This is a genomic window from Citrobacter cronae, assembly GCF_016893685.1.
Taxonomy (GTDB): domain Bacteria; phylum Pseudomonadota; class Gammaproteobacteria; order Enterobacterales; family Enterobacteriaceae; genus Citrobacter; species Citrobacter werkmanii.
The window spans coordinates 348,946-364,367 of the sequence record NZ_CP069763.1; the positions used below are offsets into that span (position 1 = coordinate 348,946).

14 protein-coding genes and 1 pseudogene are annotated in these 15,422 nt (G+C 53.5%); 9 read left to right on the forward strand and 6 right to left on the reverse strand.

Annotated elements, in window-relative coordinates; all coding sequences use genetic code 11:
• Positions 1 to 48 precede the first annotated feature (48 nt).
• Positions 49 to 2,040 carry a transketolase gene (gene tkt / locus JSN25_RS01530; RefSeq protein WP_085048755.1) on the reverse strand — a complete coding sequence of 664 codons (1,992 nt, stop codon included), beginning with the start codon at positions 2,038 to 2,040 and terminating at the stop codon, positions 49 to 51.
• Positions 2,041 to 2,319: 279 nt separating this feature from the next.
• Between tkt and loiP the strand changes: the two genes are divergently transcribed.
• Complete coding sequence (loiP, locus tag JSN25_RS01535) at positions 2,320 to 3,078, forward strand: metalloprotease LoiP (protein ID WP_038633572.1); 759 nt, start codon at positions 2,320 to 2,322, stop codon at positions 3,076 to 3,078.
• A gap of 185 nt (positions 3,079 to 3,263) precedes the next feature.
• Here the strand turns inward: loiP and speB are convergent, their stop codons facing one another.
• From speB to JSN25_RS22350, 4 genes and pseudogenes are all read right to left on the reverse strand, one after another.
• Entirely contained in the window at positions 3,264 to 4,184 is a 921-nt protein-coding gene (speB, locus tag JSN25_RS01540; RefSeq protein WP_038633575.1) for an agmatinase, read from the reverse strand.
• Between the two features lie 164 nt (positions 4,185 to 4,348).
• A complete protein-coding gene (gene speA, locus JSN25_RS01545; RefSeq protein WP_072014782.1) occupies positions 4,349 to 6,325 on the reverse strand; it encodes a biosynthetic arginine decarboxylase in 1,977 nt (658 codons plus the stop codon).
• Between the two features lie 8 nt (positions 6,326 to 6,333).
• Positions 6,334 to 6,465 (reverse strand): acid stress response protein YqgB, encoded by a 132-nt coding sequence (gene yqgB, locus JSN25_RS01550; protein WP_064507034.1) that lies wholly within the window; start codon positions 6,463 to 6,465, stop codon positions 6,334 to 6,336.
• A 258-nt stretch (positions 6,466 to 6,723) separates the two neighbouring features.
• Positions 6,724 to 6,825 (reverse strand): annotated as a pseudogene (locus JSN25_RS22350) (hypothetical protein); the annotation flags it as partial.
• A 417-nt stretch (positions 6,826 to 7,242) separates the two neighbouring features.
• Between JSN25_RS22350 and metK the strand changes: the two are divergent.
• The 8 genes from metK (at position 7,243) to ruvX (ending at position 14,429) form a co-directional block, all read left to right on the forward strand.
• Positions 7,243 to 8,397, forward strand: a complete 1,155-nt coding sequence (metK, locus tag JSN25_RS01560) for a methionine adenosyltransferase (RefSeq protein ID WP_006686850.1) — start codon at positions 7,243 to 7,245, stop codon at positions 8,395 to 8,397.
• A 402-nt stretch (positions 8,398 to 8,799) separates the two neighbouring features.
• Positions 8,800 to 10,194 carry a galactose/proton symporter gene (galP, locus tag JSN25_RS01565; protein ID WP_069324803.1) on the forward strand — a complete coding sequence of 465 codons (1,395 nt, stop codon included), beginning with the start codon at positions 8,800 to 8,802 and terminating at the stop codon, positions 10,192 to 10,194.
• 78 nt (positions 10,195 to 10,272) lie between these two features.
• Positions 10,273 to 10,770 (forward strand): SprT family zinc-dependent metalloprotease, encoded by a 498-nt coding sequence (locus JSN25_RS01570; protein ID WP_137351598.1) that lies wholly within the window; start codon positions 10,273 to 10,275, stop codon positions 10,768 to 10,770.
• Between the two features lie 94 nt (positions 10,771 to 10,864).
• The gene (gene endA / locus JSN25_RS01575) at positions 10,865 to 11,572 is read left to right on the forward strand and encodes a deoxyribonuclease I (RefSeq protein ID WP_137347447.1); all 708 of its coding nucleotides are present in this window, start codon (positions 10,865 to 10,867) and stop codon (positions 11,570 to 11,572) included.
• A gap of 74 nt (positions 11,573 to 11,646) precedes the next feature.
• Entirely contained in the window at positions 11,647 to 12,378 is a 732-nt protein-coding gene (gene rsmE / locus JSN25_RS01580; protein ID WP_204525403.1) for a 16S rRNA (uracil(1498)-N(3))-methyltransferase, read from the forward strand.
• 12 nt (positions 12,379 to 12,390) lie between these two features.
• Positions 12,391 to 13,338: a glutathione synthase gene (gene gshB, locus JSN25_RS01585; RefSeq protein WP_038633598.1), complete on the forward strand. Its 948-nt coding sequence runs from the start codon at positions 12,391 to 12,393 to the stop codon at positions 13,336 to 13,338.
• Positions 13,339 to 13,449: 111 nt separating this feature from the next.
• Complete coding sequence (locus JSN25_RS01590; protein ID WP_032940453.1) at positions 13,450 to 14,013, forward strand: YqgE/AlgH family protein; 564 nt, start codon at positions 13,450 to 13,452, stop codon at positions 14,011 to 14,013.
• Positions 14,013 to 14,429: a Holliday junction resolvase RuvX gene (gene ruvX / locus JSN25_RS01595; protein WP_038633601.1), complete on the forward strand. Its 417-nt coding sequence runs from the start codon at positions 14,013 to 14,015 to the stop codon at positions 14,427 to 14,429. The genes JSN25_RS01590 and ruvX overlap by 1 nt, the downstream gene beginning before the upstream one ends.
• Here ruvX and JSN25_RS01600 read toward each other — a convergent pair.
• Positions 14,426 to 15,406 carry a type IV pilus twitching motility protein PilT gene (locus tag JSN25_RS01600; RefSeq protein ID WP_204525404.1) on the reverse strand — a complete coding sequence of 327 codons (981 nt, stop codon included), beginning with the start codon at positions 15,404 to 15,406 and terminating at the stop codon, positions 14,426 to 14,428. The genes ruvX and JSN25_RS01600 overlap by 4 nt on opposite strands.
• Between the last annotated feature and the right edge of the window lie 16 nt (positions 15,407 to 15,422).

Below are 15,422 nucleotides of genomic sequence, written 5' to 3' on the forward strand. Positions count from 1 at the left end.
CTAAAAAAACGGGCCGCCTAAGCGACCCGTTTTCATCTGTAACCGTAATTACAGCAGTTCTTTTGCTTTCGCGACAACGTTGTCTACGGTGAAACCGAACTCTTCAAACAGCAGCTCAGCCGGAGCAGACTCGCCAAAAGTGGTCATGCCGACGATAGCGCCGTTCAGGCCCACGTATTTGAACCAGTAGTCAGCAATCCCCGCTTCGATTGCCACGCGTGCAGAAACGGCTTTCGGCAGTACGGATTCACGGTAAGCGGCATCCTGTTTGTCGAACGCGTCGGTGGACGGCATGGAAACCACGCGCGCCTTCACGCCTTCAGCTGTCAGTTTGTCCCACGCAGCCACAGCCAGCTCAACTTCAGAACCGGTCGCAATGAAGATCAGTTCCGGCTGACCAGCGCAATCTTTCAGCACGTAGCCGCCGCGAGCGATGTTCGCCAGTTGCTCTTCGGTACGTTCCTGCTGTGCCAGGTTCTGACGGGAGAGGATCAGCGCGGTCGGGCCGTCCTGACGCTCAACACCGTATTTCCACGCCACGGCGGATTCGACCTGGTCACACGGACGCCATGTGCTCATGTTTGGCGTCACACGCAGAGACGCAACCTGCTCTACCGGCTGGTGAGTCGGGCCATCTTCGCCCAGACCGATGGAGTCGTGGGTGTAGACCATCACCTGACGCTGTTTCATCAGCGCAGCCATACGCACCGCGTTACGGGCATATTCTACAAACATCAGGAAGGTAGAGGTATACGGCAGGAAACCACCGTGCAGGGAGATACCGTTAGCGATAGCGGTCATACCGAATTCACGCACACCGTAATGGATGTAGTTACCGGCGGTATCTTCGTTGATCGCTTTAGAACCAGACCACAGAGTCAGGTTAGAAGGTGCCAGGTCAGCAGAGCCGCCAAGGAATTCCGGCAGCAGAGGACCGAATGCTTCAATCGCGTTCTGAGACGCTTTACGGCTGGCGATCTTGGATGGGTTCGCCTGCAGCTTAGCAATGAACTCGTTCGCTTTCGCGTCGAAATCAGCCGGCATGTCACCTTTCATACGACGGGTGAATTCAGCCGCTTCCTGCGGGAAGGCTTTCGCATATGCAGCGAACTTCTCATTCCACGCAGCTTCTTTTGCCTGGCCTGCTTCTTTCGCATCCCACTGAGCATAGATTTCAGACGGGATTTCGAACGGCGCGTATTTCCAGCCCAGCTGTTCGCGGGTCAGTGCGATTTCAGCATCGCCCAACGGCGCACCATGAGAGTCATGGGTACCCGCTTTGTTCGGAGAACCGAAACCGATAATGGTTTTGCACATCAGCAGAGACGGTTTGTCGGTCACTGCGCGCGCTTCTTCGACTGCGCGTTTAATCGCATCAGCATCGTGACCATCAACGCCACGAACCACATGCCAGCCATAAGCTTCGAAACGCTTAGCGGTGTCATCGGTGAACCAGCCTTCAACGTGACCATCGATAGAGATGCCGTTGTCATCGTAGAACGCAACCAGTTTGCCCAGCTTCAGCGTACCGGCCAGAGAACATACCTCGTGAGAGATACCTTCCATCATGCAGCCGTCGCCCATGAAAGCGTAAGTGAAGTGATCAACGATGTCATGACCTGGGCGGTTAAACTGCGCCGCCAGCGTTTTTTCAGCGATAGCCATACCGACTGCGTTCGCAATACCCTGGCCCAGAGGACCCGTCGTGGTTTCAACACCTGCGGTGTAACCCACTTCCGGGTGACCCGGTGTTTTGGAATGCAACTGACGGAAATTCTGCAGTTCAGACATCGGCAGGTCATAACCGGTGAGGTGCAGCAGGCTATAAATCAGCATGGAGCCGTGGCCGTTAGACAGCACGAAGCGGTCACGGTCAGCCCAGGACGGGTTAGTCGGGTTGTGGTTCAGGAAATCACGCCACAGGACTTCGGCAATGTCAGCCATACCCATCGGGGCACCCGGGTGACCGGATTTGGCTTTCTGTACTGCGTCCATGCTCAGCGCACGAATAGCATTGGCAAGCTCTTTACGTGAGGACATTTTGACTCCAGATCGGATAATGAAGGCCACGCCCTAAACGACTTGACGACAGCGCGTTTTGGGCTACGCCGGAAAAAAGTGCCAACAATGTAACCCAAGCCGCGTGTCATGTACATGGAGCATCCTTTTACCGCTTCAGAAATCTCTGGATCATGCACGCATGTTGCGCAATCTTCTCGCCCGCTTATTGTTCTTTTCTTTATACTTATGCTGAGCGTCGGTTTACCTGCAAACGACGCATTTTTTAGAATAATCCTGACTTTGTGCGGAAGAGAAAAAATGAAAATTCGCGCTTTACTGCTTGCTACGAGCATGGCAGCGGCATTGACCGGCTGCCAGAACATGGACTCAAACGGACTGCTTTCCTCAGGCGCAGAGGCTTTTCAGGCCTACAGCCTGAGCGATGCTCAGGTAAAAGCGCTGAGCGATCAGGCCTGTAATGATATGGACAGCAAAGCTACCATCGCCCCGGCTGGCAGCGAGTATGCAACGCGTCTTGGCAAAATCGCCTCCGCGCTTGGCGATAACATTAACGGCCAGCCGGTGAACTACAAAGTCTATATGGCGAAAGATGTAAATGCTTTTGCCATGGCGAACGGCTGTATCCGTGTATACAGCGGCCTGATGGATATGATGACGGATAACGAAGTCGAAGCGGTGATCGGCCACGAAATGGGCCACGTCGCGTTGGGTCACGTGAAAAAAGGCATGCAGGTTGCGCTGGGCACGAACGCGGTGCGTGCAGCGGCGGCCTCCGCTGGCGGCATTGTCGGCAGCCTGTCGCAGTCGCAATTGGGCGATCTTGGCGAGAAACTGGTGAACTCACAGTTCTCCCAGCGTCAGGAATCCGAAGCGGATGATTACTCGTATGATTTGTTGCGCAAACGCGGGATCAATCCGGCAGGCTTAGCCACCAGCTTTGAGAAACTGGCAAAACTGGAAGCCGGACGTCAAAGCTCCATGTTTGACGATCACCCGGCATCCGCCGAACGTGCGCAGCATATTCGCGATCGCATGAGCGCGGACGGAATTAAGTAATCTTCAAGCAGTGCCGGATGGCGGCGTGAAGCCTTATCCGGCCTACAGATTTCATCCCATTATCGGACGTAATTGGCGAAGTCAGTTTGGGCCCGGCCAGCGCACAGCCACCGGAGCGTACACGTAGTACGTGAGGATGGCGAGCACTGCCCGGACCCAAAATGACGAGTAAAATAGTCCGACTATTATTCGCCTTTCTTCGCCGCCTGAATATACAGCATTTCTAACGCTAACGTCGCCGCCGCCAGCGCGGTGATCTCAGACTGATCGTAAGCCGGCGCCACTTCCACCACGTCCATACCCACGATATTCAGATCCTTCAGACCACGTACCAGCTTGATCGCACGATCGGACGTCAGACCGCCGATTACCGGCGTACCGGTACCCGGCGCAAACGCCGGATCCAGACAGTCGATATCAAAGGTCAGATACACTGGCATATCGCCAACGATCTGTTTCACCTGGGCAATGACGTCGTCTACGCCGCGATCGTTCACCTGGCAGGCATCCAGTACGGTAAAGCCATTATCTTTGTCGAACTCAGTGCGGATACCGATCTGTACAGAGTGATTCGGATCGATCAGCCCTTCATTTGGCGCAGTATAGAACATGGTGCCGTGGTCGAATTCGCAGCCGTTAGCGTAGGTGTCGGTGTGGGCATCAAAATGCACCAGCGCCATCTTACCAAAGTGCTTTGCGTGCGCGCGCAGCAGCGGCAGCGTGACGAAGTGGTCGCCACCGAAGGAAAGCATGCGCTTACCTGCAGAAAGCAGTTTCTCTGCATGCGCCTGCAGTTTCTCACTCATTTCACGGGCATCGCCAAACGCATACACCAGATCGCCGCAGTCCACCACGTTCAGGCGCTCGCGCATATCGAAGTTCCACGGGAAGCGGTTATGCTCCCACGCCAGATTAGTGGAAACCTGACGGATTGCTGCCGGGCCATGGCGACCGCCCGCGCGGCCAGACGTTGCCATATCAAACGGTACGCCGGTGATCACCCAGTCGGCATCGCTATCGTAAGGCATGAAATTCATCGGCAGACGCAAAAAACCAAAGGCGTTAGAAACCAGGGAGTTGTCGTATTGATGACCTAAGGTGCTCATGTGCTGACCTCTTGTAAAATCGGTGAAAAAAAATCCCCTCCGCGTCGTTAAGCCCGACGAGGAAGGGATTGATTTACGTGACTACTTGTATCGGCGAATTATCGCCGTTAATTTGTACAGATTCAAGTGAGCGCCGCAAACGCAGCGCCACCGGGAATTTACCGTTATTCATCTTCCAGATAGGTGTATCCGTACAGCCCTGCTTCAAATTCTTCGAGGAACTGTTGTTGCAACTCGGCGTCCAGATCGGTGTTTTTCACCTGATCACGGAACTGCGTCAGCAGCGTTTTCGGATCCAACTGCACATACTGCAGCATATCCGCCACGGTATCGCCTTCATCAGACAGCTCAACTTCCACGCTGCCGTCAGGGAAGACAAACACGTCAACGGCTTCGGTATCGCCGAACAGGTTGTGCATGTTACCAAGGATCTCCTGATACGCGCCGACCATAAAGAAGCCCAGCATCGGCGGGTTCTCCGGGTCGTATTCCGGCATCGGCATGGTGGTGGCAATACCATCCCCGTCAACGTAATGGTCGATAGCGCCATCAGAGTCACAGGTAATATCCAGCAGCACCGCGCGGCGCTCAGGCGCCTGGTTCAGCCCTTCCAGCGGCAGCACCGGGAACAGTTGGTCGATCCCCCACGCATCCGGCATTGACTGGAACAGTGAGAAGTTGACGTAAATCTTATCCGCCATCCGCTCCTGCAGCTCATCGATAATCGGGCGGTGCGCGCGATTGCTCGGATCGAGTTGTTTTTGCACATTATGGCACATGTTCAGATAGAGCTGCTCTGCCCACGCACGTTCCTGCAGGCTAAAGGTGCCAGAAGAGTAGCCAACGTGAATATCGTGCAGGTCCATCTGGCTGTCGTGCAGCCATTCACGCAGCGAACGACGCGTGCCCGGCTCGTGCATCTCTTGCCAGGTTTCCCACATGCTTTGCAGGGAGCGCGGAGCGTTGTCTGCCGGCGGCGTCGCTTCGGTAATTTCGCTACGCTCAACGCCAATGATGTTGGAGACCAGCACGGTATGGTGCGCGGTAACGGCACGACCCGATTCAGTGATCACTGTCGGGTGCGGTAGACCATGCTCTTCACAGGCGTCGCCAATCGCCCAGATAATGTTGTTGGCGTATTCATTCAGGCCGTAGTTTACGGAGCAGTCGGACTGCGAGCGGGTACCTTCATAGTCCACGCCCAGGCCGCCGCCCACGTCGAAGCACTGAATATTCACGCCCAGCTTGTGCAGCTCGACGTAGAAACGGGCCGACTCACGCACGCCGGTGGCGATATCACGAATGTTCGCCATCTGCGAGCCGAGGTGGAAGTGCAGCAGTTGAATGCTGTCCAGACGGCCGCGCTCACGCAGAATTTCTACCAGTTGCAGTACCTGGTTTGCCGCCAGGCCGAATTTGGATTTTTCACCACCGGAGGACTGCCACTTGCCGGAACCCTGCGACGCCAGACGCGCACGCACGCCCAGACGCGGAACGACATTCAGGCGTTCAGCTTCATCCAGCACGATGGCGATTTCAGACATCTTCTCGATAACCAGATAGACCTTATGGCCCATCTTCTCGCCAATCAGCGCCAGACGGATATATTCACGATCTTTATAGCCGTTACAGACGATCACGCTACGGGTCATTCCGGCATGAGCCAGAACGGCCATCAGTTCAGCCTTGGAACCCGCTTCCAGTCCCAACGGTTCGCCGGAGTGGATCAGTGATTCAATCACGCGACGGTGTTGGTTGACCTTGATCGGGTAAACGAGGAAATAGTCACCGTTGTAGCCGTAGGATTCACGGGCGCGTTTGAACGCGGCGTTAATCGAACGCAGTCGGTGTTGCAGGATCTGCGGGAAGCAGAACAAAGCAGGCAGACGCTGGCCCTGCGCTTCACGGGCTTTCACCAACTCAGCAAGGTCAACACGCGCTTCTGGTACGTCCGGATCCGGGCACACGCTGATGTGACCCAGTTCATTGACGTCATAGTAGTTATTACCCCACCAGGCAATATTGTAAGTACGCAGCATCTTGCTGGCTTCCTCGGAACTCATTGCAACCTCCTGCATGGAGCGTAGTACACCGTGTTCGCCTGCTGACGAAGGCGAACCCAAAGAAATGTCGTCAGACATAGCGAACCTCAAATTTTATTAACAAGTGTAAAACAGTTGACTACTATCGCAATCCAAAGACGCGATAACAACCCAAATACAGGCAGAATTTCCAGCAGATAGTGCTGACGCTCCGACTGTGCGACCGGTTTCTTTTTCATATCATTGTAAACACGTAACCGAACGTACTGCTGACAGTTCGGCGAAACCACGAGAAAACTCTTGTTTACCAAGAGCGCCCTTGTTCAGTTCTTAGTGACCGTTACCGGCTCTTGAGTCCTGAGATACGCCGAGATGGGTATACACTTCATCCTTCATGCAGCCTCTTTGTTGGCTACGCGCATTCGCCCCAGTCACGTACTACTCGTACGTTCAGGGGACTCATTCATTTGCCGCCTCGACGCAGCATAAATGATTTTGTGTATATAACATCGACAGGTATGCAAAACAGAGATGCAGATTGCGGGGGACATATGTACACCAGAACGGTGCGACAGATTCAGCAGAATACAACGGTTCATTATCTCGTATCACCTCCACGGTTGCTCCTCACGGAGAACCCACAAGCCAAAGCTATAGTTTTAACCCGGCTGGAAGTGGCAACACGATGAAAATGTCGTGTGCTTTTTGTATGAGCCGCGCGCCGCGTTTTATACCGATATGGGGAGTAAAAAGCAAAAGATAAATGCACACATTGCCAGCACCGTCAGGAAAAATTTCCAGTTACATTTTCAGTACAATGCGACCTCAATCAAAAAAAGCTGGAAATCAGGCGAAGAACTGTCCTAAAATAGCCGTCCAGATGTTAATCCATCTATACCGATTAACACTCAGACTGCCAGTGTCCGTCATCTGCAGACTCATGGTAGAATCTTCTACACATGGCTATCCCACTCGACAGTTTGAGCTAACCAAATTCTCCTTAGGTGAAATTAAATATGGCAAAACACCTTTTTACGTCCGAGTCCGTATCAGAAGGGCATCCTGACAAAATCGCTGACCAAATCTCTGATGCCGTGCTGGATGCAATCCTGGAACAGGATCCGAAAGCACGCGTTGCCTGCGAAACCTACGTCAAAACCGGTATGGTTTTAGTTGGCGGTGAGATCACCACCAGCGCATGGGTCGATATCGAAGAGATCACCCGTAACACGGTGCGCGAAATTGGCTATGTGCATTCCGACATGGGTTTTGACGCCAACTCGTGTGCGGTACTGAGCGCAATTGGTAAGCAGTCTCCGGACATCAACCAGGGCGTTGACCGTGCCGATCCGCTGGAACAGGGCGCGGGCGACCAGGGCCTGATGTTTGGCTACGCCACCAACGAAACCGACGTGCTGATGCCAGCCCCGATTACCTATGCTCACCGTCTGGTGCAGCGTCAGGCTGAAGTGCGTAAAAACGGCACCTTATCCTGGCTGCGCCCGGATGCAAAAAGCCAGGTTACCTTCCAGTATGACGACGGCAAAATCGTCGGTATTGATGCAGTCGTTCTGTCGACTCAGCACTCTGAAGATATCGATCAGAAATCGCTGCAAGAAGCCGTTATGGAAGAGATCATCAAGCCGGTACTGCCGACTGAATGGCTGAATGCTTCTACCAAATTCTTCATCAACCCAACCGGTCGTTTCGTTATCGGCGGCCCAATGGGCGACTGCGGTCTGACCGGTCGTAAGATTATCGTTGATACCTACGGCGGTATGGCTCGTCACGGTGGCGGCGCATTCTCTGGTAAGGATCCGTCTAAAGTTGACCGCTCCGCAGCCTATGCGGCCCGCTACGTCGCGAAAAACATCGTTGCCGCTGGCCTGGCTGACCGTTGTGAGATTCAGGTTTCCTACGCAATCGGCGTGGCTGAACCGACTTCTATCATGGTAGAAACGTTCGGTACCGAAAAAGTGCCTTCAGAACAGTTGACCCTGCTGGTGCGTGAGTTCTTCGACCTGCGCCCGTATGGTCTGATTCAGATGCTGGATCTCCTGCACCCAATCTACAAAGAAACCGCAGCCTATGGTCACTTTGGTCGTGAGCATTTCCCTTGGGAAAAAACCGACAAAGCGCAACTGCTGCGTGACGCTGCCGGACTGAAATAATTCAGTCACGACTGAACGCTTATGCTTCTTAAGACCAGCCTCGGCTGGTCTTTTTTATGCCCATCTTCTCTCTGCCTCCCCTTTCCATAACAGCGCTATTAATCCTCTTTTTGAACGAAAATGAAAGCGATTACATTAAGCTGTGTTTCCTCCCTCTTCTAATTAACATAACCTGGCCATCTCTTGTGCATCATTGTTACATTACTTTTCAGTATTGTCTTAATTCCAGGCAAATAACTGTATCGTATTATTATAAAAACCTTATCTTTCAAAGTCATAATTAATAATCGCCATGAATGCCAATGTAAGCGATTACACTAATGTGATGTGATTCGCATTTTTTTACCCCGTACTCACCTACCCTTAACATCAACAAAACTAGCTACCCAACCGGAGGGCATCATGCCTGACAATAAAAAAACGGGGCGTTCCAACAAAGCCATGACATTTTTTGTCTGCTTTCTTGCAGCCCTGGCTGGATTACTTTTTGGCCTGGATATCGGTGTTATTGCCGGTGCTTTACCGTTCATCACCGACGAGTTTCAAATTACCCCGCACACTCAGGAATGGGTGGTGAGCTCAATGATGTTTGGTGCGGCTGTAGGCGCTGTCGGCAGCGGCTGGCTCTCCTTCAAACTGGGGCGTAAAAAGAGCCTGATGATTGGCGCGATCCTGTTTGTTGCCGGTTCATTGTTCTCCGCCGCGGCACCAAACGTTGAAGTGCTACTGGTTTCCCGCGTGCTGCTGGGCCTGGCCGTTGGCGTTGCGTCTTATACCGCGCCGCTGTACCTGTCCGAAATCGCACCGGAAAAAATCCGCGGCAGCATGATCTCGATGTATCAGTTGATGATCACCATCGGGATCCTCGGCGCTTACCTCTCCGATACCGCGTTCAGTTATAGCGGCGCATGGCGCTGGATGCTGGGCGTAATCATTATCCCTGCTCTGTTACTGCTGATTGGCGTTATCTTCCTGCCGGACAGCCCGCGTTGGTTTGCAGCTAAACGTCGTTTTGTCGATGCCGAGCGCGTTCTGTTGCGTCTGCGTGATACCAGCGCTGAGGCCAAACGCGAACTGGATGAAATTCGTGAGAGTCTGCAGGTTAAACAAAGCGGCTGGGCGCTGTTTAAAGAAAACAGCAACTTCCGTCGCGCAGTGTTCCTTGGCGTGCTGTTACAGGTGATGCAGCAGTTCACCGGGATGAACGTCATCATGTACTACGCGCCAAAAATCTTTGAACTGGCGGGTTATACCAACACCACCGAGCAGATGTGGGGAACGGTTATCGTTGGCCTGACCAACGTGCTGGCAACCTTTATCGCCATTGGTCTGGTTGACCGCTGGGGCCGTAAACCTACGCTGATTCTTGGCTTTATCGTTATGGCTGTAGGTATGGGCGTACTGGGCACCATGATGCATGTGGGTATCCACTCCGCTGCCGCCCAGTACTTTGCCGTGCTGATGCTGCTGATGTTTATCGTTGGCTTCGCGATGAGTGCCGGTCCGCTGATTTGGGTACTGTGTTCTGAAATTCAGCCGCTGAAAGGCCGCGATTTCGGCATCACCTGCTCTACCGCAACCAACTGGATTGCTAACATGATCGTCGGCGCAACCTTCCTGACGATGCTGAACTCGCTGGGCAGCGCTAACACCTTCTGGGTCTACGGCGGCCTGAACGTCCTGTTCATCTTCCTGACCCTGTGGCTAATCCCGGAAACGAAAAACGTCTCTCTGGAACACATTGAACGTAACCTGATGAAAGGTCGTAAACTGCGCGAAATTGGCGCACACGACTAATCACTCAAGGCTTCCTCCCCAGGCGGGAGGAAGCCTTCCTCTTGCAGTCCCTTCCCTGTCGCACTATCCTCTGGCGTTATGAAAACCTCCCGACTTCCCATCGCCATCCAGCAAGCCGTTATGCGCAGCCTGCGGGAAAAACTCGCCCAGGCCAATCTCAAGCTGGAACGTCATTACCCGGAGCCAAAGCTGGTTTACCAACAGCGCGGAACCGCCGCAGGTACGGCGTGGCTACAAACTTACGAAATCCGCCTCAACCCGGTGCTGCTGATGGAAAACATCGATGCGTTCGTTAACGAAGTGGTCCCCCATGAACTGGCGCATTTGCTGGTGTGGAAGCACTTTGGCCGCGTCCCGCCGCACGGAAAAGAGTGGAAATGGATGATGGAGAGTGTGCTGGGCGTCCCGGCCCGACGCACGCATCAGTTTGAGCTGCAATCCGTGCAACGTAAAACCTTTGCTTACCGCTGTAAGTGCCAGGAACATCACTTGACCGTTCGCCGCCATAACCGTGTTGTTCGCGGTGAAGCTACCTACCGCTGCGTCCATTGCGGCGAACCACTGGTTGCAGAATAATATTCAGAATTATCAGGAACCTTTCTGATCTCGCTGATTGCATACAAGAACAACTTTCGCTACGTTGCGGGCTCGTTTTGACACGGAGTTCGTGATGTACCGTAATCTTTCTTTTGCCGCGGTCATGTTAGCCGCTGCGTTTTCTGGCCCGGTGTTAGCCGAAGGTATCAACAGTTTTTCTCAGGCGAAAGCAGCAGGCGTCAAAGTTAACGCCGATGCGCCGGGCGATTTCTACTGCGGTTGTAAAATTAACTGGCAAGGTAAAAAAGGGGTCGTTGACCTTGAATCCTGCGGCTATAAAGTGCGAAAAAACGAAAACCGCGCCAGTCGTATCGAATGGGAACATGTTGTCCCTGCCTGGCAGTTTGGCCATCAGCGCCAGTGCTGGCAGGACGGAGGACGTAAAAACTGCGCCAAAGATCCAGTCTATCGCCAGATGGAAAGCGATATGCATAACCTGCAGCCTGCAGTGGGTGAAGTAAATGGCGATCGCGCAAACTTTATGTACAGCCAGTGGAACGGTGGCGAAGGCCAGTATGGACAGTGCGCCATGAAGGTTGATTTCAAAGAGAAAGTTGCCGAGCCGCCAGCCCGCGCCCGCGGCGCTATCGCACGCACCTATTTTTATATGCGCGACCAATACAACCTGACGCTCTCCCGCCAACAAACCCAGCTTTTTAATGCCTGGAACAAGCAATATCCGGTTACCGACTGGGAGTGTGAGCGCGACGAACGCATTGCGAAGGTACAGGGGAACCATAACCCCTATGTGCAACGCGCTTGCCAGGCGCAAAAGAGCTAACCTACACTAGCGGCAATATTTTTAACCATGCCCTGGCCTTTCGCAGCCCAGGGCCATGACGCGGATGTTTAACTATGCGCATTCCTCGCATTTATCACCCTGAACCACTCGCTTCCGGCAGCCAAATTTCACTGTGTGAAGATGCCGCCAACCATATCGGTCGTGTGCTGCGTATGGGACCAGGCCAGGCGTTACAGCTGTTTGACGGCAGCAATCAAATCTTTGACGCCGAAATCACTCACGCCAGCAAGAAAAGCGTTGACGTGAAGGTGCTTAACGCCGAACTCGACGATCGTGAATCGCCGTTGCACATCCATCTGGGCCAGGTGATGTCGCGCGGCGAAAAAATGGAATTTACTATCCAGAAATCGATCGAACTGGGTGTAAGCCTCATTACGCCACTTTTTTCTGAGCGCTGCGGCGTTAAACTGGACAGTGAACGCCTGAACAAAAAGCTCCAGCAGTGGCAGAAAATCGCCATTGCCGCCTGCGAACAGTGCGGTCGTAACCGGGTGCCTGAAATTCGCCCGGCAATGGATCTGGAAGCATGGTGCGCTGAGCAGGACGAAGGGTTAAAACTGAACCTGCATCCTCGCGCCAGCGCCAGCATCAATACGCTGCCGCTGCCGGTAGATCGCATCCGCTTACTGATTGGCCCGGAGGGTGGGCTGTCGGCAGATGAAATTGCCATGACCGCACGTTATCAGTTTACTGATATTCTGTTAGGACCTCGCGTTCTGCGTACTGAGACAACTGCGCTCACCGCCATTACCGCGCTACAGGTGCGTTTTGGCGATCTGGGCTAACGGAGAAGAACAATGATCAAGCTCGGCATCGTGATGGATCCCATCGCAAGCATCAACATCAAGAAGGATTCCAGCTTCGCTATGCTGCTGGAAGCACAACGTCGTGGTTACGAAATTCACTATATGGAGATGGCCGATCTTTATCTGATCAACGGTGAAGCCCGCGCCCGTACGCGGACCCTGAGCGTAGAGCAGAACTACGACAAATGGTATGAGTTCAAGGGAGAGCAGGATCTCCCGCTGGCCGATCTGGATGTGATTCTGATGCGTAAGGATCCGCCATTTGATACTGAGTTCATTTACGCGACCTATATTCTGGAACGTGCAGAAGAAAAAGGGACGTTAATCGTCAACAAACCGCAGAGCCTGCGCGATTGTAACGAAAAACTTTTTACCGCATGGTTTGCCGACCTGACGCCAGAAACGCTGGTCACCCGTAACAAAGCGCAGCTAAAAGCTTTCTGGCAAAAGCACAGCGACATCATTCTCAAGCCGCTGGACGGCATGGGCGGCGCATCTATTTTCCGTGTGAAGGAAGGTGACCCGAATCTCGGCGTTATTGCCGAAACGCTGACCGAACATGGTACTCGCTACTGCATGGCGCAGAACTATTTGCCAGCGATTAAAGACGGCGACAAACGCGTACTGGTCGTGGATGGCGAACCCGTTCCGTACTGCCTGGCGCGTATTCCGCAGGGTGGTGAAACCCGTGGCAACCTGGCCGCCGGTGGTCGTGGCGAGCCGCGTCCATTAACCGACAGCGACTGGGAAATTGCCCGCCGCATTGGCCCAACGCTGAAAGCGAAGGGGTTGATTTTTGTCGGTCTGGATATCATTGGCGATCGCCTGACGGAAATTAACGTCACCAGCCCAACCTGTATTCGTGAGATTGAAGCAGAATTCCCGGTTTCGATTACCGGTATGTTGATGGATGCCATTGAGGCTCGTTTGCAAAAATAAAAGAACTCGCCGGTAGAAGGGATCCTACCAATACTCATAGTGACAGCGCTCGTATTTGTACGCATACTGGGCGCTGTTGCTTTTTTGAACCAGGAAACAGAACCTCTGACAATGAATTTACAGCATCACTTTCTTATTGCCATGCCTGCTCTCCAGGATCCGATTTTCCGCCGTTCCGTGGTGTATATCTGTGAACACAATGAGAACGGAGCAATGGGGATTATCATCAATAAACCTCTGGAAAACTTACAAATTGAAGGGATTCTGGAAAAGCTGAAAATTACTCCTGAAGCACGCGATCCGGCTATTCGTCTGGATAAACCGGTGATGCTCGGCGGACCGCTGGCGGAAGACCGTGGGTTTATTCTGCATACCCCGCCGTCACGCTTTGCATCCAGTATCCGCATTTCAGATAACACCATCATCACCACCTCCCGCGATGTATTAGAAACCTTAGGTACGCAGGAGCAACCCTCTGAGGTGCTGGTTGCGCTAGGCTATTCATCATGGGAAAAAGGCCAGCTCGAACAAGAACTGCTGGATAATGCCTGGCTTACGGCTCCCGCCGATCTCAACATCTTGTTTAAAACGCCGATTGCCGACCGCTGGCGCGATGCGGCGAAACTTATCGGGATAGATATTCTGACCATGCCTGGCGTGGCGGGACATGCCTGATGAGCGGAACATTACTCTCTTTCGACTTTGGTACCAAAAGCATTGGCGTTGCGATTGGTCAGCGTATTACCGGTACCGCGAGACCCTTGCCCGCGATCAAAGCACAGGACGGTACGCCGGACTGGAATTTGATTGAACGCCTGCTGAAAGAGTGGCAGCCGGACGAAATCATTGTCGGCTTACCGCTCAATATGGATGGCACCGAACAACCCCTTACCGCACGCGCACGCAAGTTCGCTAACCGTATTCACGGTCGTTTTGGCGTTACCGTGACGTTGCATGATGAGCGTTTGAGTACCGTCGAAGCCCGCTCCGGCCTGTTTGAGCAAGGTGGGTACCGGGCACTGAATAAAGGTAAAGTGGACTCCGCTTCTGCCGTTATTATTCTCGAAAGCTATTTCGAGCAGGGTTACTAAAGCCGTCCCTGCGCCTGGCGCTGCTGCAGGCTTTGCGTAAACGTCTGCATGCCTGTCTGTTGCCCGGTTTGCATTATGCCGGGTAGCTGATGCGTTTTCCCTTCACGGATCAGGTTACCAACGGCGGGCGTGTTGATGAGCAGTTCGAATAGCGCCACGCGTCCTCCCTGCTTATCTTGTTCCAGCTTTTGCGAAAGCACTGCCCGCAGGCTGTCTGCCAGCTGATTACGCACCGGATCTTTCTCAGGTGCAGGAAAGGTATCCACCAGCCGCGCAATAGCCTGAGCCGCCCCCCGCGTGTGTAACGTTGCCAGCACCAGATGCCCGGTTTCCGCAGCCGTTAACGCCAGACGAATGGTTTCCACGTCGCGCAGCTCGCCCAGCAAAATGACATCAGGATCTTCGCGCAGCGCGCCGCGCAAACCGGCGGCGAAAGAAGCGCAGTGTACGCCCACCTCCCGTTGTTGAATGAGACAACGCTGGCTGGTGTAACGATATTCAATGGGATCTTCCAGCGTCAAAATATGTCCCGCGACGTGCTGATTAAGATATGCCACCATCGCCGCCAGGGTCGTTGATTTACCGCTGCCGGTAGCGCCGGTCACCAGAATTAATCCATTTTCACTGTGCAGTAGCTCAGCTAAGGCGGCGGGAGTCTGGAGATCATCCAGACATGGGCAATCAAGCGGCAACAGCCTTAGCGCCAGAGAGATCCCCTGCTGATGCACAAATGCGCTCGCGCGCAGACGCCGTGAGTTCGCCAGCGTAATGGCAAAATCCAGCTGCCCCTGTTTCTGCCACTGTACCTGTTGTTGCTCGCTGAGCCAGCACATCAGCAACGTCTCTACGTCAGGCGTGGTAAACGGCGCGATTTCGACATTTCCGCGTATGCGCCAGCGCGCAGGCCATGCATTGCACAGGTGTAGATCCGACACGTTATGCTTTACACTAAGGGCCACTATTTCTTCCATATTCATATGAACATCCTCGGAA